The following is a 26,574-nucleotide window of genomic DNA, read 5'->3' as shown; positions in this document are numbered from 1 at the left end:
TCAGCGGTGCGGCTTGCGCACCCTGACCGGCACGGACTGGGCCACCAGCACGATGCCGCTGATCCCCAGCACCACGAAACAGTACATCTGCCAGCGCTGATCGACCGACACGCCGTAGCGCAGCGTGTAATAGCCGAAGCAGGCGGCCAGGCCGACCAGCAGCACCCGGCCACTGAACACCCGCCACCATGCCGCGACACCGGCAACCCTCGCCAGCAGCGTCAGCTGAACCAGCATTCCCACCGCCGCCACACCGATCAACCAACGGTCGATCTGCGTCGCGACGTCGTCGATCAGCAACGGCGCCAGCCCGCTGACCTTCAGCGCCGGAATCAATCCGACATGAAACACCCAAAGGCCGCCGACCCAGAAGACCTGGGACAGCTGCCAAAGGATGGCCTCAAGGGTGGGCGCCCGGAACATCGCGTCAGATGTGCTTGACTTCGACAATCTCGTACTCGACCGTGCCGCTCGGAGTCTTGACCACGACCGTATCGCCTTCTTCCTTGCCGATGATCGCACGGGCGATCGGCGCTGCCGCCGAAAGCCTGCCTTTCTTGATGTCGGCTTCGTCCTCGCCGACGATCTGGTAGGTCACCTGATCGCCGGTCTCGGTGTTTTCCAGATCCACGGTGGTGCCGAAAATCACCTTGCCGGTATGGGCGATGGTGGTGACATCGATCACCACCGAGTTCTGCAGACGGCCTTCGATGTCGCGGATCCGCGCCTCGACCATGCCCTGCTCCTCGCGGGCGGCATGGTACTCGGCGTTTTCCTTGAGGTCACCGAGCTCGCGGGCCTCGCCGATGGCCTGGCTCAAGCGCGGACGCTCGACCTTGCTCAGGAACGTGTGCTCTTCCTCCAGGGCCTTGGCGCCCCGGACGGTCATTGGGTATTTGTTCATGCCTTCAATCCTGCGTGTAGATCCTGCAAGCGGCGCACGGTCTTCTCGGGACCGAACTTCAGCGCTTCGCAAATGGCTTCGCCCGCAGCAATGGTAGTGGTGCAGTAGATCTTGTGCTGCAGGGCATTGCGGCGGATGGAGTAGGAATCAGCGATCGACTGCCGACCCTCGGTGGTGTTGATGATCAGGGTGACTTCGTCGTTCTTGATCATGTCGACCACGTGCGGACGACCTTCGGTCACCTTGTTCACGCGGCGTACCTTCAGGCCTGCGGCCTCGATCACCTTGGCTGTGCCGGCGGTGGCCACCACTTCGAAGCCCAGGCCGATCAGGTCACGGGCCACGCCCGCCACCAGCGGCTTGTCGTCGTCGCGGACGCTGATGAATGCGGTGCCGCCGTTCGGCAGCACTTCGCTGGCGCCCATCTGGGCCTTGGCGAACGCTTCGCCGAAGGTGTCGCCGACGCCCATCACTTCACCGGTGGACTTCATTTCTGGGCCGAGGATCGGGTCGACGCCAGGGAACTTGGCGAACGGGAACACCGCCTCTTTCACGCTGTAGAAGTTCGGGATGATTTCCTTGGTGAAACCCAGTTCTTTCAGCGTTTTGCCGGCCATTACGCGGGCCGCGATCATCGCCAGGGAAACGCCGATGCACTTGGACACGAACGGCACGGTACGGGACGCGCGCGGGTTGACTTCGATGACGTAGATGTCTTCGCCCTGCAGCGCCAGCTGCACGTTCATCAGACCGACCACGCCCAGTTCCAGGGCCATTTTCTTGACCTGTTCGCGCATCTCGTCCTGGATGTGCGCCGGCAGCGAGTACGGCGGCAGCGAGCATGCGGAGTCACCGGAGTGAACGCCGGCCTGCTCGATGTGCTGCATGATCGCGCCGATCACTACGTCCTTGCCGTCGCTGACCGCATCCACGTCCATCTCGATGGCGCAGTTGAGGAAGTGGTCCAGCAGCACCGGGCTGTCGTTGGACACCTGCACCGCTTCGCGCAGGTAACGCTTGAGCTCTTCTTCCTTGTAGACGATTTCCATCGCCCGGCCGCCCAGCACGTAGGACGGACGCACCACCAGCGGGTAGCCGATCTTGGCGGCGGCGCGGACGGCTTCGTCTTCGCTGCGCACGGTGGCGTTCGGCGGCTGACGCAGGTTCAGGCGCTCGACCATCTGCTGGAAGCGCTCGCGGTCTTCGGCGCGGTCGATGGCGTCAGGGCTGGTGCCGATGATCGGCACGCCGGCCGCTTCGAGGGCACGGGCCAGTTTCAGCGGAGTCTGGCCGCCGTACTGGACGATCACGCCTTTCGGCTTCTCGACGCGGACGATTTCCAGCACGTCTTCCAGGGTCACCGGCTCGAAGTACAGGCGGTCGGAGGTGTCGTAGTCGGTGGAGACGGTTTCCGGGTTGCAGTTGACCATGATGGTCTCGTAGCCGTCATCGCGCAGCGCCAGTGCCGCGTGCACGCAGCAGTAGTCGAACTCGATGCCCTGGCCGATGCGGTTCGGGCCGCCACCGAGGATGATGATCTTGTCGCGGCCGGACGGCGCCGCTTCGCACTCTTCCTCGTAGGTGGAGTACAGGTAGGCGGTGTCGGTGGCGAACTCGGCGGCGCAGGTGTCGACGCGCTTGTAGACCGGGAACACTTCCAGCTTCTGGCGGTGGGTGCGCAGGTTCTTCTCGGTGACGCCCAGCAGCTTGGCCAGACGCTGGTCGGAGAAGCCCTTGCGCTTGAGGCGGAACATCAGATCGCGGTCGATGGCCGACAGACCGAGGGTCTTGACCTTCTCTTCTTCCTTGACCAGGTCCTCGATCTGCACCAGGAACCATGGGTCGATCATGTTCATGCCGAAGATGTCTTCGACGGTCAGGCCGGCACGGAACGCGTCCGCCACGTACCAGATGCGCTCGGCGCCCGGCACGGTCAGTTCGCGCTTGAGGACACTCATGCTTTCCGGGTTGCTCAGGTCGAGCTTCTCGTCCAGGCCGCAGACGCCCACTTCCAGGCCGCGCAGGGCTTTCTGCAGGGATTCCTGGAAGGTACGGCCGATGGCCATGACTTCACCCACCGATTTCATCTGGGTGGTCAGGCGTGCGTCGGCCTTGGCGAACTTCTCGAAGGCGAAGCGTGGCAGCTTGGTGACGACGTAGTCGATGGACGGCTCGAAGGACGCCGGGGTCTTGCCGCCGGTGATGTCGTTCGACAGCTCGTCGAGGGTGTAGCCGACGGCCAGTTTCGCGGCGACCTTGGCGATCGGGAAACCGGTGGCCTTCGAGGCCAGGGCCGACGAACGGGACACCCGCGGGTTCATCTCGATCACGACCATGCGGCCGGTGTTCGGGCAGATGCCGAACTGCACGTTGGAGCCGCCGGTCTCGACGCCGATCTCACGCAGCACCGCCAGGGAGGCATTGCGCAGGATCTGGTATTCCTTGTCGGTCAGGGTCTGGGCCGGGGCCACGGTGATCGAGTCGCCGGTGTGCACGCCCATCGGGTCGAAGTTCTCGATCGAGCAGACGATGATGCAGTTGTCCTTTTTGTCGCGGACAACTTCCATCTCATATTCTTTCCAGCCGATCAGGGATTCGTCGATCAGCAGTTCCTTGGTCGGCGACAGGTCCAGGCCGCGGGCGCAGATCTCTTCGAACTCTTCACGGTTGTAGGCGATGCCGCCGCCGGTGCCGCCCATGGTGAAGGACGGACGGATGATGCACGGGAAGCCCAGGCGCTCAAGCACCGCATTTGCTTCTTCCATGCTGTGGGCGATGCCGGAGCGCGGGCATTCCAGGCCGATGGCCTTCATGGCCTTGTCGAAGCGCGAGCGGTCTTCGGCCTTGTCGATGGTGTCGGCGTTGGCGCCGATCATTTCCACGCCGAACTTTTCCAGTACGCCTTCGCGCTCCAGGTCCAGGGCGCAGTTCAGCGCGGTCTGGCCACCCATGGTCGGCAGCAGCGCGTCCGGACGCTCTTTCTCGATGATCTTGGCGACGGTCTGCCACTTGATCGGCTCGATGTAGGTGGCGTCGGCCATGGCCGGGTCGGTCATGATGGTGGCCGGGTTGGAGTTCACCAGGATGACGCGGTAACCCTCTTCGCGCAGGGCCTTGCAGGCCTGGGCGCCGGAGTAGTCGAATTCGCAGGCCTGGCCGATCACGATCGGGCCGGCGCCGAGAATCAGGATGCTTTTAATGTCTGTACGTTTTGGCATGGGTTTGTCACTCAAATCCGCAGGTCAGTCGGCAAGCCGTCCTGATCGATTTCTGAAGTATCGAGGGGGCCGCCGGTCGCGGGGCCGCCCTCGAAGGGCTTCTCGCTACAGTCTCAAGGCAACGCTCAGCGTCGCTTGGCCATCTCGTTGATGAAGCGGTCGAACAGTGGCGCCACGTCGTTCGGGCCCGGGCTCGCTTCAGGGTGGCCCTGGAAGCTGAACGCGCTCTTGTCGGTGCGCTCGATGCCTTGCAGGGTGCCGTCGAACAGCGATTTGTGGATCGCACGGACGTTGGCCGGCAGGGTCGCTTCGTCTACCGCGAAACCGTGGTTCTGGCTGGTGATCATCACGACACCGGTGTCCAGGTCCTGCACCGGGTGGTTCGCGCCGTGGTGGCCGTGGCCCATCTTCAGGGTCTTGGCGCCGGAGGCCAGGGCCAGCAGCTGGTGGCCGAGGCAGATGCCGAACACCGGGATCTCGGTTTCCAGCACATCCTTGATCGCCTGGATCGCGTAGTCGCACGGCTCCGGATCGCCAGGGCCGTTGGACAGGAACACGCCGTCCGGCTTGAGGGCCAGCACGTCGGCGGCCGGGGTCTGGGCCGGCACCACGGTGACGCGGCAGCCGCGCTCGACCAGCATGCGCAGGATGTTGACCTTGACGCCGTAGTCGTAGGCGACGACGTGGTAAGGCAGCTCGGAGGCTTCGAGGGTGGCGTGGCTGTCGGTCTTCAGATCCCAGACAGTGGAGCGCCATTCGTATTGGGTCTTGGTGCTGACGACTTTGGCCAGGTCCATGCCCTTCAGGCCCGGGAAGCCTTGCGCGGCGGCGATGGCGGCTTCTTCGGAAATGTTGTCGCCGGCCATGATGCAGCCGTTCTGCGCGCCTTTCTCACGCAGGATACGGGTCAGGCGACGGGTGTCGATACCGGCGATGGCCACGACGTTGTTGGCCTTCAGGTAGTCGGACAGGGACATCGTGTTGCGCCAGTTGCTCGCCACCAGCGGCAGGTCGCGGATGACCAGGCCGGCCGACCACACGCGGTTGGACTCGGCGTCTTCCGGCGTGGTGCCGGTGTTGCCGATGTGCGGGTAGGTCAGGGTAACGATCTGCTGGGCGTAGGAAGGATCGGTAAGGATTTCCTGATAGCCGGTCATTGCGGTGTTGAACACCACCTCACCAACGGTCTGACCGTCGGCTCCAATGGCTTCGCCGCGAAAAATGCTGCCATCAGCAAGGGCGAGTATGGCTGGCTTAGTCAAGAAGACCTCCCGTAAATAACGCATGAAGGGGCAATCGCAGGTTGTAAAAAAGCGGAGTGACGTATGGACACGTCACCCCGCTTCTTCACTGAATTATTCTGCGCGCTTTTAGTGGACACACTAAAGCTGTAGCTTACAGGAATGCCTTCAAAATCGAAAGGGTAGGTTCGCACAAACTCGACAGGACGCCGGCAGGGCAAATTGAGATTAAACCGTCCCTGCGGTTGACACCCCTTTGCCCCTCTCTAGAATGGGTACCCATCTCAAGTTTCGAGAAAGAAACCCGCGATGAGTACCCATCTCAGCATCGCCGACGCCGCCGCACTGCTGAACGTCAGCACGCAGCGGGTCAGAACCTTATGCCGCTGCGGCGAGCTCCAGTCCGAGAAGATCGGCAACACCTGGATCGTCGAGCAAGCCAGCCTGAAAAACTACGGCCTTCGAACCGCACACATGATCGCACAAGACCACCCTGCCTACGCCGTCCAGACGTCGTCCGACTCACGCAAACCGATCGCCCTGAGCTTCTTCTCCGGCGCCATGGGCCTGGACCTGGGCCTGGAAAAGGCTGGCTTCGACATCCGCCTGGCGTGCGAGTCGAACAAGCACTGCCGCCAGACCATCGCCCTGAACCGCCCCAACACCGCCCTGCTCGGCGACATCAACGACTGCACCGCCGAGCGGATCCTGGAAGCTGCCCAAGTGCGCGCCGAAGACGTCGACCTGATCGTCGGCGGCCCGCCCTGCCAGGCGTTCAGCACCGCCGGCAAGCGCAAGGCGTTCAATGACGACCGCGGCAACGCCTTCCTCAAGTACATCGACCTCGCCCTGGAGATCCGCCCGCGCTTCATCGTCATCGAGAACGTGCGCGGCCTGCTGTCGTGTCCGATGGATCACCGCCCGCACAACCAGCGCGGCAGCGAATTCCCGGACCTGTCCCTCGACGAAATGAAGGGCGGCGCGCTGAACTTCGTCATCAGCGTGCTCAAGCGGGCGGGCTACACCTGCACGTTCAACCTCTACAACTCGGCCAACTTCGGCACGCCGCAGATCCGCGAGCGGGTGATCATCATCTGCTCCCGCGACGGCAAGGAAGCGCCTTTCCTGACGCCTACGCATTCCGAGGACGGCTCCCACGGCCTGCCGGTCTGGAACAAACTGCGCGGCGCCCTGCAGGGCATCGGCCAGCACACGCACCTGAACTTCCCGGAAAAACGCCTCAAGTACTACCGCATGCTCAAGGCCGGACAGAACTGGCGCAGCCTGACGCCAGAGCTGCAACAGGAAGCCCTCGGCAAATCGTACTTTTCCGGCGGCGGCAAAACCGGTTTCCTGCGACGCCTGCATTGGGACAAGCCGTCCCCGACCCTGGTGACCCATCCGGCCATGCCGGCCACCGACCTGGCCCACCCCGAGGAAGACCGTCCGCTGTCGATCCAGGAGTACAAACGCATCCAGGAGTTTCCGGACGACTGGCAACTGGCGGGCCCGCTGATCGAGCAGTACAAGCAGGTCGGCAACGCCGTGCCGGTGAGCCTCGGCCATGCGGTCGGCAGGCTGATCCGCCAACTGCTGGCCGGCACCGACACCGTCCCTCCGCAGAACTTTCCGTTTTCGCGCTACCAGGCCACGTCCCACACCGAGTGGCTTAATCTGTTCGAACAGCAGAAGCAGAAGCACCAGTTCAACCTCGAACTGGCCTGACCCGAGGCAAACACCGGGCAAAACAAAAGGCGCCTTAGGCGCCTTTTGTTTGTTTGCTTGCTGATCCCTTACTTCAGGTCCAGCACGTCCTGCATGTCGTACAGACCCGGCTCGCGGGCATCCAGCCAAAGCGCGGCACGCACCGCGCCCTTGGCGAAGGTCATGCGGCTCGAGGCCTTGTGGGTGATCTCCAGGCGCTCGCCCTCGCAGGCGAACAGCACGGTGTGATCGCCCACCACATCGCCGCCGCGCACGGTGGCGAAACCGATGGTCTCCCGCTCGCGGGCGCCGGTATGTCCTTCACGGCCGTACACCGCCACCTTCTGCAGATCGCGATCCAGCGCATCGGCGATCACTTCGCCCATGCGCAGCGCGGTGCCCGACGGCGCGTCGATCTTGTGCCGGTGGTGAGCCTCGATGATCTCGATGTCCGCCTCGTCGCCCAGCACCCGCGCCGCCATGTCGAGCAGCTTCAGGGACAGGTTGACGCCGACGCTGAAGTTGGCGGCGAACACGATCGGGATCTCCCGGCCGGCCTCGGCCAGGATCTGCTTCTGGGCAGCATCCAGACCGGTGGTGCCGATCACCATGGCCTTGCCAGCCTTGCGGCAGAACGCCAGGTTCTTCAGCATCACTTCCGGCAGCGTGAAGTCGATCAGCACGTCGAATTCCTGCGCCACCGACTCCAGGTTGCCGGACAGCGGCACGCCGATGCGGCCCAGCGAAGCCAGCTCACCGGCATCCACCCCGATCAGCGTGCTGCCGGGACGAACGATGGCGGCCGTCAGGCCGGTCAGCGGTGCGCGTTGCTGCACCGCCTCGACCAGGATCTTGCCCATGCGCCCGGCAGCGCCCATCACAGCTATACGTCGCATGCCGACTCCTTACAGATCGCCGAAGAAGCGTTTCACGCCGTCGAACCAACCGGCGGTTTTCGGGGAATGGCTGTTGTCGCCCGCCAGCGAACTGCGGAACTCCTCCAGCAGCTCACGCTGACGACGGTCAAGGTTGACCGGCGTCTCGACCGCCACCCGGCACATCAGGTCGCCCGCACCGCCGCCGCGCACCGGCGCCACGCCCTTGCCGCGCACGCGGAACTGCTTGCCGGTCTGGGTGCCTTCCGGGATCTTCAGCTTGACCCGGCCATCAAGGGTCGGGATCTCCAGCTCGCCGCCCAGCGCCGCATCGACGAAGCTGATCGGCACTTCGCAGAACAGGTGCTTGCCGTCGCGCTGGAAGATCGCGTGCTCGCGCACGTTGATCACCACGTAGAGATCGCCGGTCGGCCCGCCCTGGGTGCCCGCCTCACCCTCGCCGGACAGACGGATGCGGTCGCCGGTGTCGACGCCGGCCGGCACTTTCACCGACAGGGTCTTGTACTCTTCGACACGGCCTTCGCCGTGGCAGGAGTCGCACGGGTCGGTGATGATCTTGCCCTGGCCATGGCAGCGCGGGCAGGTCTGCTGCACCGAGAAGAAGCCCTGCTGCATGCGCACCTGGCCGATGCCGCCGCAGGTCGGGCACGTGGACGGCGAGGAACCCTTCTTGGCGCCCGAGCCGTCGCAAGGCTTGCAGTTCACCAGCGTCGGAACGCGGATGTTCACGGTCGTGCCGCGCACCGCCTCTTCCAGGTTCAGCTCCAGGGTGTAGCGCAGGTCGCTGCCGCGCTGTGCGCCGCCGCGGGAACCGCCGCGGCCGCCGCCGAAGAAGTCGCTGAACACGTCGCCGAAGATGTCGGAGAAGTTCTGGCCGCCGAAGCCAGCACCGCCGCCGCCCATGCTCGGGTCGACGCCGGCGTGGCCGTACTGGTCGTAGGCGGCGCGCTTGCTGGAGTCGGACAGCACTTCGTAGGCCTCGTTGGCCTCCTTGAACAGTTCTTCCGACGCCTTGTCATCAGGATTACGGTCCGGGTGATGCTTCATCGCCAGGCGGCGGTAAGCCTTCTTCAGCTCGGCTTCGCTTGAGCCGCGCTCCACACCCAACACTTCGTAATAGTCACGCTTTGCCATAAGTCTTCGCACTCTTAAGGACGTTCGGCAAACCCCTCCTGAGCTTCGCCGAACTCGTTGAGCCCCCAAACAGGCCCGGACCCAACTCACGTCAATTTCAACGATCCTGGTCTTTGATCCGATGCGGCACTTGCGGCGCGAAAAGCAGGAGCATTTCCGGCCATGCCGCCAGCATCCGAACGTTGTCGCATGCTGTAAAAATTCGCGTATTCCAGATACGCCAACGCGGGAGCAAGCTCCCGCGCGGCGACATCCTACCAGTCACCGCCCAACGGCAGTCAACCGGCCGACCAACAACTTACTTGTGGTCTTTGACTTCTTCGAACTCGGCATCGACGACATCGTCAGCCTTTTCGGCTTTCTCGTCGTGCGGTGCCGCGCCTTCGGCAGGCTGGGCCTGTTCGGCGTACATCTTCTGGGCAACCGGAGCGGAGACCTTGGACAGCTCTTCGACCTTCGCGTCGATGGCAGCCTTGTCGTCGCCCTTGACGGCGGCTTCCAGGGCAACCACAGCCGCTTCGATCGCAGTCTTCTCTTCGGCGGTGACCTTGTCGCCCGCGTCGGCAATCATCTTGCGGGTCGAGTGAACCAGTGCGTCACCCTGGTTACGGGCAGCGGCCAGCTCTTCGAACTTGCGGTCTTCCTCGGCGTTGGCCTCGGCGTCACGCACCATGCGCTCGATCTCTTCGTCGGACAGGCCGGAGTTGGCCTTGATCACGATCGACTGGGTCTTGCCGGTGGCCTTGTCTTTCGCGCCGACGTGCAGGATGCCGTTGGCGTCGATGTCGAAGGTCACTTCGATCTGAGGCACGCCGCGCGGAGCCGGCGGAATGTCGGCCAGGTCGAACTTGCCCAGGGACTTGTTCTGTGCGGCTTGCTTGCGCTCGCCCTGCAGGACGTGAATGGTCACGGCGCCCTGGTTGTCGTCGGCGGTCGAGAACACTTGCGATTTCTTGGTCGGAATCGTGGTGTTCTTCTCGATCAGCGCGGTCATCACGCCGCCCATGGTCTCGATGCCCAGGGTCAGCGGGCTGACGTCGAGCAGCAGGACGTCTTTCACGTCACCAGCCAGAACGGCGCCCTGGATCGCAGCACCCATGGCAACAGCTTCGTCAGGGTTGACGTCTTTACGTGCTTCTTTACCGAAGAAATCGGTCACTGCCTTCTGCACCAGCGGCATACGGGTCTGACCGCCGACCAGGATCACGTCGTTGATCTGGCTGGCGTCGATGCCGGCATCTTTCAGGGCGATGCGGCATGGCTCGATGGTACGGTTCACCAGATCTTCGACCAGCGATTCCAGCTTGGCACGGGAGATCTTCACGTTCATGTGCTTCGGACCGGACGCGTCTGCAGTGATGTACGGCAGGTTGACGTCGGTCGACTGAGAAGAAGACAGTTCGATCTTGGCCTTCTCGGCGGCTTCTTTCAGACGCTGCAGCGCCAGCGGATCGTTCTTCAGATCCATGCCCGACTCTTTCTTGAACTCGTCGACGAGGTAGTCGATCAGGCGCATGTCGAAGTCTTCACCACCCAGGAACGTATCGCCGTTGGTGGCCAATACTTCGAACTGGTGCTCACCGTCGACTTCGGCGATCTCGATGACCGACACGTCGAAAGTACCGCCACCCAGGTCATAAACGATGACCGTGTGATCGCCCTTGGCCTTGTCCATACCGTAGGCCAGCGCAGCGGCCGTCGGTTCGTTGATGATGCGCTTGACGTCCAGACCGGCGATGCGACCGGCGTCCTTGGTGGCCTGACGCTGGCTGTCGTTGAAGTAGGCCGGAACGGTGATGACCGCTTCGGTAACCGCTTCGCCCAGATAGTCTTCGGCGGTCTTCTTCATCTTTTTCAGGACTTCGGCGCTGATTTGCGGCGGAGCCATTTGCTTGTCGGCGGCCTCGACCCATGCATCACCGTTGCTGGCCTTGACGATTTTGTAAGGCACCAGCTTGATGTCTTTCTGCACGACTTCTTCGTCGAAACGACGACCGATCAGACGCTTCACCGCGAACAGTGTGTTGTGCGGGTTGGTCACCGCCTGACGCTTGGCGGACTGGCCGACCAGGATTTCGCCGTCGTTGGCGTAAGCGATGATCGAAGGCGTGGTGCGCGCGCCTTCGGCGTTCTCAATCACTTTGGCCTTGCCGTTTTCCAGCACGGAGACGCAGGAGTTGGTAGTCCCCAGGTCGATACCGATAATTTTGCCCATGTTCACTCTCCCGAAACTTTGGATTTGGTTGCCGCAGCGGTCTTGGCCAACTGCGGTAGCACTTAAACGCTTGACTTCTAAATGGGGGCCTTACGGCAGATTTCAAGCCTTCTCGTCGATCGAAGGCGAAATCGGCGCCGGCGCCTTGCTGACCACGACCATCGCCGGACGCAGCAGGCGGCCGTTGAGCTGGTAGCCCTTCTGGAACACTTTCAGGACGCTGTTCGGCTCGACATCGTCGCTCTCCTGCATGGCCATCGCCTGATGGTGAACGGCGTTGAACGGTTCGCCATGCGGGTCGATCGCTTCGAGCTGGTAGCGCTTGAGGGTGTCGTGGAACATCTTCAGGGTCAGTTCGATGCCTTCGCGCATCGGACGGATGCTTTCGTCGTCCGGGCTCGACAGCTCGAGGCCGCGCTCCAGGCTGTCGACGATCGGCAGCAGGTCGCCGGCGAACTTCTCCAGCGCGAACTTGTGCGCCTTCTCGACGTCCTGCTCGGCACGGCGGCGGACGTTCTGCAGATCGGCGGCTACGCGCAGAGATTGATCCTGCGCGGCGGCCAGTTGCTCTTCGAGCACTTGCACACGGGTCGCCAGGTCATCACCCGACGCCTCGGGCGCCTGATTGGCTTCTGGATTTTGCGTATCCACTGTCTGTTCGTCAGCCATAGAATTCTCCTCTCAATTTCGTCCGCGGGCTCTACCCGCGCTTCTGCCCCGTATATGGGGCCGCAAAATCAGGCTTCAAGGGCCTGGCGCGATTAACCCTACAAAAAAGTGCCGCATTGTCATTCCCGCACGCGATAACCGCCGATCGCATCCAAGCCAATCGAGCTAAGGGAAGGCATTGTCAGCCCAAAACAAAACACTGTATAAATAACCAGACCTCAAGCCTGGGAGCGGCCCACATGCTGGTGCACCTGTCCGTACACAACTACGCCATCGTCGAACACCTCGATCTCGAGCTGGATCGCGGGATGAGCGTGATCACCGGTGAAACCGGCGCCGGCAAGTCGATCATGCTCGACGCCCTGGGCCTGACCCTCGGCGACCGCGCCGACAGCGGCGTGGTGCGCCCCGGCGCCGACAAGGCCGACATCCTGGCGACCTTCGACCTGGGCGACATCCCCGAGGCCGGCGCCTGGCTGGCCGAACGGGACCTGGAAACCGATGGCCCGTGCATCCTGCGCCGGGTCATCACCAGCGAGGGCCGCTCCCGCGGCTACATCAACGGCACCCCCTGCCCCTTGGGCGACCTCAAGGCCCTCGGCGAACTGCTGATCGACATCCACAGCCAGCACGAACACCAATCGCTGCTCAAGACCGACACCCACAGACGCCTGCTCGACGAATACGCCGGCGCCACCGACCTCGCCCGCCAGGTGCAGTTGGCCGCCCAGCGTTGGCGCCAGACCCGCCAGGAACTGGAGCGTCTCTCCAATTCCGGCGACGAGCAGCGGGCACGCCACCAATTGCTCAGCTATCAGCTCGAAGAGCTGGAAAACCTCGGGCTCGGCGAAAACGAGCTGGAAGAGCTGGAGCAGGAACACAAGAACCTGACCAACGCTGAGGCCCTGCTCGGCATTTGCCGACAAGTGGTTGACCATTGCAGCGAAAGCGATTCCGGCAACGTGCTGAGCGCCCTGACCGCTTGCCTCAATCGCCTGACCAGCGTCAACAGCACCATCGGCGCCCTGAACGAGGCCAGCAGCCTGCTGACCAGCGCGCAGATCCAGGTCGAAGAGGCCGTGGGCGAACTCAACCGGTTCCTCGACAACTTCGACGCCGATCCGGCACGCCTGCAGTATCTGGAAGAACGTTTGGACACCATCTATACCCTGGCGCGCAAACACCGGATCCAACCCACCGAGGTCGCCGAACTGCAGCAGAGGCTGCTGGACGAAATCGAAACCCTGAACGCCAATGACGAATCCATCGAGCGGCTGGGCGAGGAGCTCAACGCTTTCGCCCGTCATTATCAGGAGAAGGCCCGGGAGCTGAGTGACTTGCGGCATCAGGCCGCCGGCAGCCTGGCCGGCGCGGTGAAGCAGGAGATTCAACGCCTGGGCATGCCGGGCGGCCGCTTCACCATCGAGCTTCGCCCCAACGACAGCGACGAGCTGCAGCCCAACGGCCTGGAGCACGTAGAACTGCTGGTCAGCGCGAACCCGGGCCAACCGCTCAAGGCGCTGGCCAAGGTGGCGTCCGGCGGCGAACTCTCCCGGATCAGCCTGGCGATCCAGGTCATCACCGCCCAGACCTCCCGCGTGCCGACGCTGGTGTTCGACGAAGTGGACGTGGGGATCGGCGGGCCGACGGCAGAGATTGTCGGCCAGTTGCTGCGGCGCCTCGGCGAACGGGGCCAAGTGCTGACCGTGACCCACCTACCGCAGGTGGCGGCCCAAGGTCACCAGCACCTGTTCGTGCACAAGGTGCGTGGCGAACAGGCCACCCACACGGCCGTGTCCCGGCTGGGCAAGAACGACCGCATAGAAGAGGTGGCGCGGATGCTCGGCGGCATCGACCTGACCAAGGAGTCCCTGGCACACGCCAAAAAGATGGTCGTCGCCGCAAAGGCCTGACCCCTGCACAAAGCACGAAGGCGACCCTCGGGTCGCCTTCGTTCGTTTCGCGAACCTGACGCTCGCGCGACAGGCTTACTTTTTCTTGCGGATGTACAGCACCAGATTGTGGTCGACCAACTCGACACCGTGCTCTTCGGCGATCGCCTTCTGGAGCTTTTCGATTTCCGGGCTGACGAACTCGACCACCTCACCGGTTTCCACGTTGACCATATGGTCGTGGTGTCCGCTGTCGGCCAGTTCGAATACCGCGTGGCCGCCGTCGAAATTGTGACGGACCACGAGGCCGGCCGCTTCGAACTGGGTCAGGACACGGTAGACCGTGGCCAGACCGACGTCCTCGCCAGCCTCCATCAACGCCTTGTAGACGTCTTCGGCACTCATGTGGCGCTGCTCGGTGGAGTCCAGCATTTGCAGGATCTTGACCCGAGGCAGGGTCACTTTGAGGCCGGCTTTGCGTAGTTCGCTATTTTCAACCATGGTCAGCTTTCTCGCGATGCTGCTTCGCAGCTTCTCTTAATGCGGGTATGATCGGCGTTTACGTTGTCCCAGCCAAGATAGTGGAAGTCGCCCACCGATGCAAAACACCAAGCTCTTGCTAACCAGTTTCACCTTCGTGGGACTGCTCGCACTCGCCGGTTGTTCATTCCCCGGGGTTTACAAAATCGACATCCAGCAGGGCAATGTCGTCACGCAGGACATGATAGACCAGTTGCGTCCGGGAATGACCCGGCGGCAAGTGCGGTTTATCATGGGCAACCCCCTGATCGCCGACACATTCCACCCCGACCGCTGGGATTACCTGTACAGCCTGCAGCCGGGCGGCGGTGAACGCCAACAGGAACGCATCAGCGTCAACTTCAACGCGAACGACCAGCTCGTCAGCCTCTCCGGTGACTTCATGCCCGGCGTAAGCCGTGACGAAGCCATCCTCGGCAAGGACACCGGCACCACCGTGACCGCCCCTGCCACAGAAAACGGCGAGAAGCCGAAACCGGAAAAACCGGTCAAGCCGGGTTCCCTGCTGGATCAGATCCAGAAGGACGTGGATGGCGTGGAAACCGTTCCGGTGCCGACGCCGGAGCCGCTGGAAACCTCGCCGCAATAATTTGCGACGCAATAAAAAACCCGGAGATTCCGGGTTTTTTATTGCCTGGCCACCGGCCGACTCACTGGTTTCGCGCTTTCGCCTCGGCGGCCCTGGCCGCACGCAGACGCCGCACTTCCTTCGGATCGGCCAGCAACGGGCGATAGACCTCGATGCGATCCCCTGCCTGAACCACACGCACTTGCGGGTCGGCGATCACCTTGCCGAAAATGCCCAACGGGCAGCCGGCCAGATCCAGCTCCGGACACTCGCTGCCCAAGCCCGAGGCCATGAGCGCAGCGCGCACCGTCGTGCCCTCGCCCACGCTCACCGAACGCAGGATCTGACGGTCGACGGCGGCATACACCACTTCGATCTCGATCACCGGATCAACCATGCTTCTGCTTGGCGCGCTGGCAGAACGCATCCACCAGGGTGTTGGCCGCCTGATTGAACAGCGGGCCGAGGGTGGCGCGCACCAGCGGTCCTGCGTAGTCGAAGGACAAGTCCAGGCTGATCTTGCACGCCTTCTCGCCCAACGGCTTGAACACCCAGATGCCGTGCAGTTGCGTGAACGGCCCCTCTTCCAGGTTCATCTCGATCGACTGCCCCGGCACCAGCGTGTTGCGGGTGACGAAATGCTGGCTGAGGCCGCCCTTGGCCACGCCGACGCTGGCGCGCATGTAGACGTCCGAGCTTTCCAGCACCTCGGCGGACGAACACCAAGGCAGGAACTCCGGGTAGCGCGCCACGTCGTTGACCAGGTCGTAGAGAAACTGCGCCGGATAAGGCAACAGCGCCGAACGTTGAATATGTGTCGTCATGTCAGCGTCACTTCCAGAGCTGGGCGGCAAACACCACAAGAATGCCGATAGGCGCCACATAGCGCATCAAGAACAGAGACAAGGCGAACAGCGCCGGGCTGCGGATCGACAGCTCGTCACGCACCGCCTCACGCCCCATCACCCAACCGGCAAACATCACGAAACACAACCCGCCGAGCGGCAGCATGATCCGCGAAGTGAAGAAATCGATCACGCCGAAGAAATCCAGACCGCCCGCCGCGCCCCACTGGTAGAGGTGGAACAGGCCACCTTCGTTCACGAAGAATTTGGCCTCCTTCCAGATGTTGAAGGAGAACACCGTGCCCAGGCCGACGAACCAGCAAATGAAGGCCAGCCAGAACGTCACCCACGCACGGCTGATTTTAGTCCGCTCCACCAGATAGGCGACCATCGGCTCCAGCAAGGAAATGGCCGAGCTCCAGGCGGCGATGGCCACCAGGACGAAGAACACCACGCCCATCAGCTGACCGAACGCGACGTTGCCGAAGGCGAACGGCAGGCTGACGAACATCAGCCCCGGCCCTTCGCTGGGGTTCAGGCCACCGGCGAACACGATCGGAAACAGCGCCAGCCCCGCCAGCAGCGACACGAACGTGTCGAGCAGCGCGACACCCACGACGGTGCCGGACAGCGAGGTGTGTTTCGGCATGTAAGCGCCGTAGATCATGATCGAACCGACGCCCACGCTGAGCGAGAAGAACGCATGCCCCATCGCCGGCAGCAGGCCGTCGAGCACCTTGTCCGGATGGAAGTCGAACATGAAATGCACGCCTTCCATGAAATGCCCGGTGGTCATGCTGTAGCCGAGCAGCACCAGCACCATCACGAACAGCAGCGGCATCATGATCCGCAGGCTGCGCTCAAGACCGGCGACCACGCCCTTGGCGATCACGACGGCCGACAGCAGCATGAACACGGTGTGCCACAGCGTCAGGCGCCACGGGTCGGCGATCACGTTGCCGAAGTAGGCGCCCACCTGATCGGCGCTGGCGCCCTGGAAGTCGCCGCGCCCCATGTCGACGATGTAGTCCAGCGACCAGCCGCCCACCACACTATAGAAAGACAGGATCAGCAGCGCCGTGATCATCCCGGCGAACGCGCCCCACGACCACTTGGCCGTGTGCCCCGCCTCCAGCGCCAGCACCTTCAGGGCGTTGGCCGGGCTCTGCCGGGCGCGCCGGCCGATCAGGGTTTCGGCGAGCATCACCGGGATCCCGATCAGGGCGATGCACGCCAGGAACATCAGCACAAAGGCGCCGCCGCCGTAGACCCCGACCATGTAGGGGAACTTCCAGATGCTGCCCAAGCCCACGGCCGAGCCCGTCGCCGCCAATATGAAAACCCAGCGGCTAGCCCAACTGCCGTGGACAGAAACCTTGTCTGTCGACATCGTTTATCACGCCCAAGCGTTCGAAAAAGAGGCCGCATTGTCCGGGATTCACTCAACCTGCTCAAGCGCGCGCATCACCGTAGCCGCCAGCCGTTTATCTCCATATAATGCCGCCCCTATGGCCAAACAGAAAAAACACCCAACAGGAACCATCGCGCAGAACAAAAAGGCGCGACACGATTACTTCATCGAGCACAAGTTCGAGGCCGGTCTGGTTCTGGCCGGTTGGGAAGTAAAGAGTCTGCGGGCAAGCAAGCTGCAGCTGGTCGACAGCTACGTGCTGCTCAAGGATGGCGAAGCCTGGCTGCTCGGCAGCCACATCACGCCCTTGATGACCGCCAGCACCCACGTCATCGCCGACCCGGTGCGCACCCGCAAGCTGCTGCTCAACCGCCGCGAGCTGGACAAGCTGTCCGCCGCCGTTCAGCAGAAGGGCTACGCCTGCGTATGCCTGTCCTTCTACTGGAGCAAGCACATGGTCAAATGCGAGATCGCATTGGGCAAGGGCAAGAAGGAATACGACAAGCGCGACACCGAGCGCGAACGCGACGCCGGCCGCGAGCTGCAGCGCGCCGTGCGCAACAAGGGCAAGGAAGACTGACGCCAGTCCAGTCAAGTGCCGTGCGAGGGAGCAAGCTCCCTCGCCACAGATCAAGCCAGGCAAACCACCGTCACATCCCCTTGCGCCGCTCCGCCCGGGCCACGCGCTGAACTTCCTGACGCACTTCCTCCAGCACTTCCTGCACATACAGAATGTGCCGGCTGGACACCTCACGCGCCTGTTCCGCCCGCCCCTCGACAATCGCCAGATACAGCTCCCGGTGCTGGGTGATCAGCATGTCGCGGGTTTCCGCGCGCTGCTTGTACATGCCGCCGATGTTGGTCACCACGTTGCGCTTGAGCAGGTCGAACAGCCCGCGGATGGTGTGCAGCAACACGGCGTTGTGGCTGGCTTCGGCAATCGCCAGATGAAATTTCGCGTCCGCCGCACCCTCTTCCGCCCGACTCACTTCGTCGTGCCGTGAATAGCAATCCTGCAGTTCCTCGAACGCCGCCGTCAGCCGCTCGCGATCCACGTCGGTCGCGCGCAATGCCGCGTAATAGGCGCACGATGCCTCCAGGGTGTGCCGAAACTCCAGCAGATCGCGCTGGGCCTCAGGATTGCTCTCCAGCAGTTGCAGCAGCGGATCGCTGAAGGTCGAACCGAGGCTTTCCACCACATAGTTGCCGCCGCCCTGGCGGCTGACCAACAGGCCCTTGGCCGTCAGCTTCTGAATCGCTTCGCGCAGCGACGGCCGGGACACCCCGAACTGTTCGGCCAGCGTACGTTCGGCCGGCAAGCGTTCGCCGGACTTCAGCGTGCCCTCGAGAATCATCCCCTCAAGCCGCTCGACAATATCGTCAGACAAACGGCGCTGACGTATCTGATCAAACCCCATCACTCAATTCTCCACGACCCCGACCGCTCGCCGGGCTCTCTATTCTGGCCTATCGCCGCGTTGCCGGCACCTCTCAGATCCCATCGATTCGACCGGTTCAACCGGCCCGGTCGTCCGGTTGTTCGACAAAAGTTTTAGGGCGGCAAATTGACACACCGATACCGAGGCTTTTACCCTAGCCGACAGCGATTGTAAATTGGTCTTACCAATTACCCAAATTGCTGACAGTGCCTGACCAACAACAATTAGGGGCCACCCCATATGCAAACCTGGCAACAGCTCTACAGCCCGCTCGGCAGCCTCGGCGTGTCCGCCCTCGCGGCCGTCATCCCCATCGTCTTCTTCTTCCTCGCCCTGGCGGTGTTCCGCCTCAAGGGCCATGTCGCCGGCAGCATCACCCTGGCGCTGGCCATCGCCGTGGCGATCTTCGCGTTCCACATGCCGGTGGACATGGCCTTCGCCGCCGCCGGCTACGGTTTCGCCTACGGTCTGTGGCCGATTGCCTGGATCATCGTGGCGGCCGTGTTCCTCTACAAACTGACGGTCAAGAGCGGCCAGTTCGAAGTCATCCGCAGCTCGGTGCTGTCGATCACCGACGACCAACGTCTGCAGGTTCTGCTGATCGGTTTCTGCTTCGGCGCATTCCTGGAAGGTGCCGCCGGGTTCGGCGCACCGGTGGCCATCACCGCCGCGCTGCTGGTGGGGCTCGGCTTCAACCCGCTGTACGCCGCCGGCCTGTGCCTGATCGCCAACACCGCGCCGGTCGCCTTTGGTGCGCTGGGGATCCCGATCATCGTCGCCGGCCAAGTGACCGGCATCGACGCGTTCAAGATCGGCGCCATGACCGGCCGCCAACTGCCGCTGCTGTCGCTGTTCGTGCCGTTCTGGCTGGTGTTCATGATGGACGGCCTGCGCGGCGTGCGTGAGACCTGGCCGGCCGCGCTGGTGGCGGGCCTGAGCTTCGCCGTGACCCAGTACTTCACCTCGAACTTCATCGGCCCGGAGCTGCCGGACATCACCTCGGCCCTGGCCAGCCTGATTTCGCTGACCCTGTTCCTGAAGGTCTGGCAGCCAAAACGCGCCGCCGGCCAACACATCGCCGGCGCCGTTTCCGCCTCGGTGGTGACGGCCAGCGCAGGCGGTTTCGGCCAGAAGCGCACGACCGTCGAATCGCCCTACAGCCTGGGCGAAATCTTCAAGGCCTGGTCGCCGTTCCTGATCCTCACCGTGCTGGTGACCATTTGGACCCTCAAGCCGTTCAAGGCCATGTTCGCCGCCGGCGGCTCGATGTACGCCTGGGTGTTCAACTTCGCGATCCCGCACCTCGATCAATTGGTGATCAAGACCGCGCCCATCGTCGCCACGCCGACCGCAATCCCGGCGGTGTTCAAGCTCGACCCGATCTCCGCCACCGGCACGGCGATCTTCTTCTCCGCGCTGATCTCGATGGCGGTGCTGAAGATCGACTTCAAAACTGGTCTGACCACTTTGAAAGAGACCTTCTACGAGCTGCGCTGGCCGATCCTGTCGATCGGCATGGTGCTGGCGTTCGCCTTCGTCACCAACTACTCGGGCATGTCCTCGACCCTGGCCCTGGTGCTGGCCGCGACCGGTGCGGCGTTCCCGTTCTTCTCGCCGTTCCTCGGTTGGCTGGGCGTGTTCCTGACCGGCTCGGACACTTCGTCCAATGCCCTGTTCAGCTCGCTGCAAGCGACCACCGCGCACCAGATCGGCGTCAACGACACCCTGCTGGTGGCCGCCAACACCAGCGGCGGCGTGACCGGCAAGATGATCTCGCCGCAATCGATCGCCGTGGCCTGCGCCGCGACCGGCCTGGTGGGCAAGGAATCGGATCTGTTCCGGTTCACCCTCAAGCACAGCCTATTCTTTGCAACGATCGTCGGCCTGATCACCCTGGCCCAGGCCTACTGGTTCACCGGCCTGCTGGTGCACTGAGACGACGAGCCATAAGGAAAAAACCGACGCCGGTCCGTGATTCCGGCGTCAGCAATTCACACCCCGGTCTGTAAGGCTGCTGAAAGCAACGCGCTCTATATTCGGCAGCCGCACAGACGGATAACCGGGCCCACCCGGAGACACGCCTGATGAGCGAGCTTTTCTACAACGCCGTGCCCAACGCTACCCGCGTCGCACCGCCCCTGCCCGAACCCCGGCAATACCCCGGCGAGAAACCGTCGCGGGTCTACCTGTTCGGGACCTGCGTGGTGGATCTGTTCTACCCCGAAGCCGGGATGGACGCGATCCGCCTGCTGGAGCGCGAAGACATCCGGGTCGACTACCCGCAAGGGCAGACCTGCTGCGGACAACCGGCCTACACCTCCGGTTACACCGAACAGGCCCGGACTGTGGCGCGCTCGCAACTGGCGCTGTTCGCCGGGGACTGGCCGGTGGTGGTGCCGTCGGGCTCGTGCGCGGGGATGATCCGCGAGCATTACGCCGACTTGTTCAAGGACGAGCCGGACACGCTGCAACAGGTGCAGGCCCTCGCGGCCCGCACCTATGAACTGGCCGAGTTCCTGCTGTTCGTCTGCAAGGTGCAGCTTGAGGACAGCGGTGAGCCGGTGAAGGTCGCCTTGCACACCTCGTGCTCGGCGCGCCGGGAGATGAACACCCACCTGCACGGCCGCGAGCTGTTGGCGCAGTTGAGCAACGTGGAACGGGTCAACCATGACCATGAAAGCGAATGCTGTGGCTTCGGTGGGACATTCAGCGTCCGTATGCCAGACATTTCCGGCGCGATGGTAGCCGACAAGACCCGCGCGCTGAAGGAATCCGGCGCGCACCAGGTGCTGAGCGCCGACTGCGGCTGTTTGATGAACATCAACGGTTCGCTGGAGAAACAAAAGGAAGCGCTGCGCGGCCAACACTTGGCCAGCTTCCTGTGGCAGCGGACCGGAGGTGCGAAGTGAGCGCCTCGACAATCATTCCTACGGTTGCCGTAGAAGAAGATTTCCGCGCCCGGGCCCACAACGCCCTGGGCGACAAGCAGTTGCGGAACAACTTCCGCACCGCGATGGACTCACTGATGGCCAAGCGAGCGGCGGCCTTCAGCGATGCCCATGAACGAGAACACCTGCGCGCTTTGGGCAATGCGATCAAGGCCCGCGCGCTGTCCAAGCTGCCCGACCTGCTCGAGCGACTGGAACAGAACCTGACCCGCAACGGTGTGACTGTGCACTGGGCGGAAACGGTGGACGAGGCCAATGGCATCGTTCTTTCGATCATCCGCGCTCACGAGGCGCGGCAAGTGATCAAAGGCAAATCGATGGTCAGCGAAGAGATGGAGATGAACCATTTCCTTGAGGCTCGGGACATTGAATGTCTGGAGTCCGACATGGGGGAATACATCGTCCAGCTCGACCACGAGAAGCCCTCTCACATCATTATGCCGGCCATCCACAAGAACGCCGGTCAGGTCGCGTCCTTGTTCCACGACAAACTCGGCGTGGAGTACACCAAGGACGTCGACCAACTCATTCAGATCGGTCGCAGGGTGCTGCGGCAGAAATTCTTCGAGGCGGACATCGGCGTCTCCGGTGTCAACTTCGCCGTGGCCGAAACCGGCACCCTGCTGCTGGTGGAGAACGAAGGCAACGGCCGCATGACCACCACGGTGCCGCCGGTGCACATTGCCGTCACCGGCATCGAGAAGGTGGTGGAAAACCTGCGCGACGTGGTGCCGCTGCTGTCCCTGCTGACCCGCTCGGCCCTGGGCATCCCGATCACCACCTACGTCAACATGATCTCCGGCCCGCGCAAGGCACACGAACTCGACGGCCCTCAGGAAGTGCACCTGGTGCTGCTCGACAACGGCCGCAGCCAGGCCTTCGCCGACAGCGAACTGCGCCAGACCCTCAACTGCATCCGCTGCGGCGCGTGCATGAACCATTGCCCGGTCTACACCCGCGTCGGCGGCCACACCTACGGCGAGGTCTACCCAGGCCCCATCGGCAAGATCATCACCCCGCACATGGTCGGCCTGGCGAAAGTTCCGGACCATCCGAGCGCGTCGTCCCTGTGCGGTGCTTGCGGCGAGGTGTGCCCGGTGAAGATTCCGATCCCGTCGCTGCTGCGCCGCCTGCGCGAAGAGAACGTCAAGGCGCCGGACGCGCCGAACCCGGTGATGCGCGGCCAGGGCAGCAAGTATTCGCGCAAGGAGCGCTTCATCTGGAACGCCTGGGCCAAGCTCAACAGCTCGCCGGCGCTGTACCGGCTGTTCACGTTCGCAGCCACACGCCTGCGCGCACTGACGCCGAACAACGTCGGCCCATGGACACAGAACCACAGCGCGCCGAAACCCGCCGCCCGCTCGCTGCACGACATGGCCCGGGAACATCTGGGCAAAGAGGGAGACCGCTGATGAGCGCCAAGCAAAACATCCTCGGCAAGTTGCGCAAGAGCCTGACCGGCACCACACCGATTGCCGACAACTTCGATGTCGATCTGGTGACGCAGCCTTACACCTACGCGGCCGAACAACGCATCCCGCAACTGCGAAAACTGATGGAAGCGGTGCACACCGAGATCCATCTGACCACCGGCGACGGCTGGCCTGCCCTGCTCGCCCAACTGCTGAGCGACCGTCAGTTGCCCAGCCTGCTGGTCGCACCGACCACCGATCATGGCCGACAGATCGCACAACACTGGTCGAACAATCCCGCCCTGCCGGTGCTCAAGGCCTACGACCGGCCGATGGAAGAATGGAAAGCCGAGTTGTTCAACGACACCCCGGCGAGCCTCACCGGCACCCTCGGCGCCATCGCCGCCACCGGCAGCCTGATCCTCTGGCCGACCCGGGAAGAGCCGCGCCTGATGAGCCTGGTGCCGACCGTGCACTTCGCCCTGCTCAAGGCCAGCCAGATCCGCGACAACTTCTACCAGGTGCAGCAGGAATTCGAATGGGCCCAGGGCATGCCGACCAACGCGTTGCTGGTGTCCGGCCCGTCGAAGACCGCCGACATCGAGCAAGTGCTGGCCTACGGCGCCCACGGCCCGAAAGACCTGGTGGTGTTGATCCTGGAGGACCAATGACGTTACCGGCGGCTTTCCTGCGCGATGCGCAGCAACTGATTCCGGCCGAACGCCGCTTCGACGATCCCCTGTCGACCCTGGCGTTCGGCACCGACGCGAGCTTCTACCGGCTGATCCCGAAACTGGTGGTCCGCGTCGAATCCGAAGACGAAGTGGTGGCGCTGCTGAAACTGGCCCGCCGCAACCGGGTGCCGGTGACCTTCCGCGCCGCCGGCACCAGCCTGTCCGGCCAGGCGATCAGCGACTCGGTGCTGATCGTGTTGGGCGACAACTGGAACGGCCGCGAGATCCGCGGCCAGGGCGCGCAGATCCGTCTGCAGCCGGGCGTGATCGGCGCACATGCCAACGCCTGGCTGGCGCCGTTCGGGCGCAAGATCGGGCCGGATCCGGCGTCGATCAACGCCTGCAAGATCGGCGGCATCGTCGCCAACAACGCCAGCGGCATGTGCTGCGGCACTGCGCAGAACACCTATCACACCCTGGCCGGCATCCGTTTGGTGCTGGCCGACGGCACGCGCCTGGACACCGAAGATGCCGCCAGCGTCGCGGCGTTTCGCGCAAGCCACGGCGAACTGCTGGAGTGTCTGGCGACACTGGGCCGCGAGACCCGCGCCAATGCCGAACTGGCTGCGCGAATCCGCCACAAGTACCGTCTGAAAAACACCACCGGCCTGTCGCTCAACGCCCTGGTGGATTTCGACGAGCCTGTGGATATCTTGAGCCACCTGCTGGTCGGCTCCGAAGGTACCCTCGGCTTCATCAGCGCGGTGACCTACGACACCGTGGTCGACCACCCGAACAAGGCCTCGGCGCTGATCGTGTTCCCGGATGTGGAAACCTGCTGCAACGCCGTCACGGTGCTCAAGCGCCAACCAGTGTCCGCCGTGGAACTGCTCGACCGACGCAGCCTGCGCTCGGTGCAGGACAAACCCGGCATGCCGGATTTCGTACAGCACCTGTCGAACAATGCCTGCGCCTTGCTGATCGAATCCCGCGCCGCCTCTTCCACATTGCTGCAGGAACAGCTGGCGCAGATCATGGCGTCGCTCAGTGGATTCCCGGTGGAAAAGCAGGTCGACTTCACCGAAGACCCGACCGAGAACGCCCGGCTCTGGGCGATCCGCAAGGACACCTTTCCCGCCGTCGGCGCGGTGCGCAAGACCGGCACCACGGTGATCATCGAAGACGTGACCTTCCCGGTGGAACAACTGGCCATCGGTGTGAACCGTCTGATCGAACTGTTCGACAAACACCGCTACGACGAAGCGATCCTTTTCGGACACGCTTTGGAAGGCAATCTGCACTTCGTCTTCACCCAAGGCTTCAACAGCGCAGAAGAAGTCGCACGCTACCAGGCGTTCATGGACGACGTGGCGCAATTGGTGGCAGTGGAGTTCGGCGGTTCGCTGAAGGCCGAGCACGGCACCGGCCGCAACATGGCGCCGTTCGTCGAACTGGAATGGGGCAGCGACGCCTACCAGTTGATGTGGCAACTCAAGCGCCTCCTCGACCCCGATGGCATCCTCAATCCGGACGTTGTGCTCAGCGAAGACCCGCAGATCCACCTCAAGCACCTCAAACCGCTGCCGGCGGCGGACGAGATCGTCGACAAGTGCATCGAATGCGGCTTCTGCGAACCGGTTTGCCCGTCGAAGGGCCTGACCCTGAGCCCGCGCCAGCGCATCGTGATCTGGCGTGACATTCAGGCGAGGAAGCGCGCCGGGGTCGACACCACCGAGCTGGAAAAGGCCTACGACTACCAAGGCATCGACACCTGCGCCGCCACCGGCCTGTGCGCGCAACGCTGCCCGGTCGGAATCAATACCGGCGAGCTGGTGAAAAAGCTCCGGGGCCGACACGCGACGCATACGAAAACCGCTAACTGGATCGAAGGAAATTTCGCCACGACGCTGCAAGGCGCACGCTTCACCCTGCACGTGGCCAACGGCGCCCGCATGCTGTTGGGAGCCCCGCGCTTGGCGAAGCTGTCGGCGACGCTGACGCGCCTGTCCAAGGGACAAGTGCCGCAATGGACCAATGCGATGCCGCAACCGGAGCGCGCCGTGCGCTTCAGCCCAACCGTCAACGACGAGCGCCCGCGCGTGGTGTACCTGGCGGCGTGCGTGTCGCGGGTGATGGGGCCCGCGGCGGGTGACCGGGAGCAGATGTCGCTGTACGACAAAACCCGTCAACTGCTGGAAAAGGCCGGGTATCAAGTAGTCTTCCCGGAGAATCAGGACAGCCTCTGCTGCGGCCAGCCGTTCGCTTCCAAGGGCTATGCCGAGCAGGCCGAACACAAGCGCCAGGAACTGATCGGCGCCCTGCTCCAGGCCAGCCGCGGCGGGCTCGACCCGATCTACTGCGACACCAGCCCCTGCACCCTGCGGCTGGTGCAGGATGTCGGCGATGTTCGCCTGGATCTGTACGACCCCGTGCGCTTCATCCGTACGCATCTTCTCGACCGGCTGGAGTTCACGCCCCAGGACGCACCGATTGCGGTGCACGTGACCTGCAGCACCCAACACCTGGGCGAAAGCCAGGCGCTGATCGACCTGGCGCGCAAGTGCAGCAAGAACGTGGTCATCCCGGAAGGCATCCACTGCTGCGGTTTCGCCGGCGACAAGGGCTTCACCACGCCGGAACTCAACCGCCATTCGCTGCGTACCCTCAAGGACGCGGTGCAGCAGTGCAGCGAGGGGATCTCCACCAGCCGCACCTGTGAGATCGGCCTGACGCAGCACGGCGGCATCGACTACCACGGACTGGTCTACCTGGTGGATCGCGTGACCCGGGCCAAACGCAGCGAAACGCTCGCCTGAAAAAAAACAGAACCCTGACGAACACCCGCAGTCCACCGAACAAGCCCC

General features: G+C 63.4%; 22 protein-coding genes. 9 read left to right on the top strand and 13 right to left on the bottom strand.

The features are described from left to right. From CAG41_RS11590 to carA, 4 genes are all read right to left on the bottom strand, one after another. Positions 1-450: an MFS transporter gene (locus CAG41_RS11590; RefSeq protein WP_085578433.1), complete on the bottom strand. Its 450-nt coding sequence runs from the start codon at positions 448-450 to the stop codon at positions 1-3. After that, positions 428-904 carry a transcription elongation factor GreA gene (gene greA / locus CAG41_RS11585; protein WP_085578431.1) on the bottom strand — a complete coding sequence of 159 codons (477 nt, stop codon included), beginning with the start codon at positions 902-904 and terminating at the stop codon, positions 428-430. Before greA ends, CAG41_RS11590 begins: the two co-directional genes overlap by 23 nt. Beyond that, entirely contained in the window at positions 901-4,122 is a 3,222-nt protein-coding gene (gene carB, locus CAG41_RS11580; RefSeq protein WP_085707027.1) for a carbamoyl-phosphate synthase large subunit, read from the bottom strand. The genes greA and carB overlap by 4 nt, the downstream gene beginning before the upstream one ends. Positions 4,123-4,247: 125 nt before the next feature. Then, positions 4,248-5,384 (bottom strand): glutamine-hydrolyzing carbamoyl-phosphate synthase small subunit, encoded by a 1,137-nt coding sequence (carA, locus tag CAG41_RS11575; RefSeq protein ID WP_085578426.1) that lies wholly within the window; start codon positions 5,382-5,384, stop codon positions 4,248-4,250. A gap of 288 nt (positions 5,385-5,672) precedes the next feature. On the opposite strand from carA, the gene CAG41_RS11570 reads away from it, so the two are divergent. Beyond that, positions 5,673-7,088: a DNA cytosine methyltransferase gene (locus CAG41_RS11570; RefSeq protein WP_085694968.1), complete on the top strand. Its 1,416-nt coding sequence runs from the start codon at positions 5,673-5,675 to the stop codon at positions 7,086-7,088. Positions 7,089-7,156: 68 nt separating this feature from the next. Here CAG41_RS11570 and dapB read toward each other — a convergent pair whose 3' ends face one another. The 4 genes from dapB to grpE form a co-directional block, all read right to left on the bottom strand. Then, complete coding sequence (dapB, locus tag CAG41_RS11565) at positions 7,157-7,963, bottom strand: 4-hydroxy-tetrahydrodipicolinate reductase (RefSeq protein WP_085578422.1); 807 nt, start codon at positions 7,961-7,963, stop codon at positions 7,157-7,159. A 9-nt stretch (positions 7,964-7,972) separates the two neighbouring features. Further along, positions 7,973-9,097, bottom strand: coding sequence for a molecular chaperone DnaJ (gene dnaJ / locus CAG41_RS11560; protein WP_085578420.1), 1,125 nt, complete (start codon positions 9,095-9,097; stop codon positions 7,973-7,975). 298 nt (positions 9,098-9,395) lie between these two features. Further along, positions 9,396-11,312, bottom strand: a complete 1,917-nt coding sequence (gene dnaK, locus CAG41_RS11555; RefSeq protein ID WP_085578418.1) for a molecular chaperone DnaK — start codon at positions 11,310-11,312, stop codon at positions 9,396-9,398. 102 nt (positions 11,313-11,414) lie between these two features. Further along, on the bottom strand, positions 11,415-11,981 hold the full coding sequence (grpE, locus tag CAG41_RS11550) for a nucleotide exchange factor GrpE (RefSeq protein ID WP_085578416.1): 567 nt from the start codon (positions 11,979-11,981) through the stop codon (positions 11,415-11,417). A 239-nt stretch (positions 11,982-12,220) separates the two neighbouring features. Between grpE and recN the strand changes: the two genes are divergently transcribed. Next, on the top strand, positions 12,221-13,894 hold the full coding sequence (gene recN, locus CAG41_RS11545; protein ID WP_085707026.1) for a DNA repair protein RecN: 1,674 nt from the start codon (positions 12,221-12,223) through the stop codon (positions 13,892-13,894). 75 nt (positions 13,895-13,969) lie between these two features. On the opposite strand, the gene fur is transcribed toward recN, so the two are convergent. Beyond that, complete coding sequence (gene fur / locus CAG41_RS11540) at positions 13,970-14,374, bottom strand: ferric iron uptake transcriptional regulator (protein ID WP_007915216.1); 405 nt, start codon at positions 14,372-14,374, stop codon at positions 13,970-13,972. A gap of 97 nt (positions 14,375-14,471) precedes the next feature. Between fur and CAG41_RS11535 the strand changes: the two genes are divergently transcribed. After that, positions 14,472-15,002: an outer membrane protein assembly factor BamE gene (locus CAG41_RS11535; protein WP_085578413.1), complete on the top strand. Its 531-nt coding sequence runs from the start codon at positions 14,472-14,474 to the stop codon at positions 15,000-15,002. A 61-nt stretch (positions 15,003-15,063) separates the two neighbouring features. On the opposite strand, the gene CAG41_RS11530 is transcribed toward CAG41_RS11535, so the two are convergent. The 3 genes from CAG41_RS11530 to CAG41_RS11520 are packed head-to-tail and all read right to left on the bottom strand — an operon-like array spanning position 15,064 to position 17,216. Next, complete coding sequence (locus CAG41_RS11530) at positions 15,064-15,378, bottom strand: RnfH family protein (RefSeq protein WP_085578411.1); 315 nt, start codon at positions 15,376-15,378, stop codon at positions 15,064-15,066. Then, a complete protein-coding gene (locus CAG41_RS11525) occupies positions 15,371-15,805 on the bottom strand; it encodes a type II toxin-antitoxin system RatA family toxin (RefSeq protein ID WP_085578409.1) in 435 nt (144 codons plus the stop codon). Before CAG41_RS11525 ends, CAG41_RS11530 begins: the two co-directional genes overlap by 8 nt. A gap of 7 nt (positions 15,806-15,812) precedes the next feature. Then, positions 15,813-17,216 (bottom strand): sodium-dependent transporter, encoded by a 1,404-nt coding sequence (locus tag CAG41_RS11520; RefSeq protein ID WP_085578407.1) that lies wholly within the window; start codon positions 17,214-17,216, stop codon positions 15,813-15,815. Positions 17,217-17,334: 118 nt separating this feature from the next. Between CAG41_RS11520 and smpB the strand changes: the two genes are divergently transcribed. After that, positions 17,335-17,817, top strand: coding sequence for an SsrA-binding protein SmpB (gene smpB / locus CAG41_RS11515; protein WP_085578405.1), 483 nt, complete (start codon positions 17,335-17,337; stop codon positions 17,815-17,817). A gap of 70 nt (positions 17,818-17,887) precedes the next feature. On the opposite strand, the gene CAG41_RS11510 is transcribed toward smpB, so the two are convergent. Next, positions 17,888-18,655: an FCD domain-containing protein gene (locus CAG41_RS11510; protein WP_085578403.1), complete on the bottom strand. Its 768-nt coding sequence runs from the start codon at positions 18,653-18,655 to the stop codon at positions 17,888-17,890. Positions 18,656-18,916: 261 nt separating this feature from the next. Between CAG41_RS11510 and CAG41_RS11505 the strand changes: the two genes are divergently transcribed. The 5 genes from CAG41_RS11505 (at position 18,917) to CAG41_RS11485 (ending at position 26,526) form a co-directional block, all read left to right on the top strand. Then, a complete protein-coding gene (locus CAG41_RS11505) occupies positions 18,917-20,611 on the top strand; it encodes a lactate permease LctP family transporter (RefSeq protein ID WP_085578401.1) in 1,695 nt (564 codons plus the stop codon). 149 nt (positions 20,612-20,760) lie between these two features. Continuing rightward, a complete protein-coding gene (locus CAG41_RS11500; RefSeq protein WP_085707025.1) occupies positions 20,761-21,585 on the top strand; it encodes a (Fe-S)-binding protein in 825 nt (274 codons plus the stop codon). Next, entirely contained in the window at positions 21,582-23,036 is a 1,455-nt protein-coding gene (locus CAG41_RS11495; protein WP_085631770.1) for a LutB/LldF family L-lactate oxidation iron-sulfur protein, read from the top strand. The genes CAG41_RS11500 and CAG41_RS11495 overlap by 4 nt, the downstream gene beginning before the upstream one ends. Continuing rightward, positions 23,036-23,707, top strand: a complete 672-nt coding sequence (locus tag CAG41_RS11490; protein ID WP_085656194.1) for a lactate utilization protein C — start codon at positions 23,036-23,038, stop codon at positions 23,705-23,707. The genes CAG41_RS11495 and CAG41_RS11490 overlap by 1 nt, the downstream gene beginning before the upstream one ends. Continuing rightward, positions 23,704-26,526, top strand: a complete 2,823-nt coding sequence (locus tag CAG41_RS11485) for an FAD-binding and (Fe-S)-binding domain-containing protein (RefSeq protein ID WP_085707024.1) — start codon at positions 23,704-23,706, stop codon at positions 26,524-26,526. The genes CAG41_RS11490 and CAG41_RS11485 overlap by 4 nt, the downstream gene beginning before the upstream one ends. Positions 26,527-26,574: the final 48 nt, after the last annotated feature.

This window comes from Pseudomonas sp. B35(2017), from assembly GCF_002113645.1.
GTDB classification, from domain to species: Bacteria; Pseudomonadota; Gammaproteobacteria; order Pseudomonadales; family Pseudomonadaceae; genus Aquipseudomonas; species Aquipseudomonas ekonensis.
Note: the sequence above shows the minus strand (reverse complement) of the source record. Positions and strands in the feature narration are given on the sequence as shown.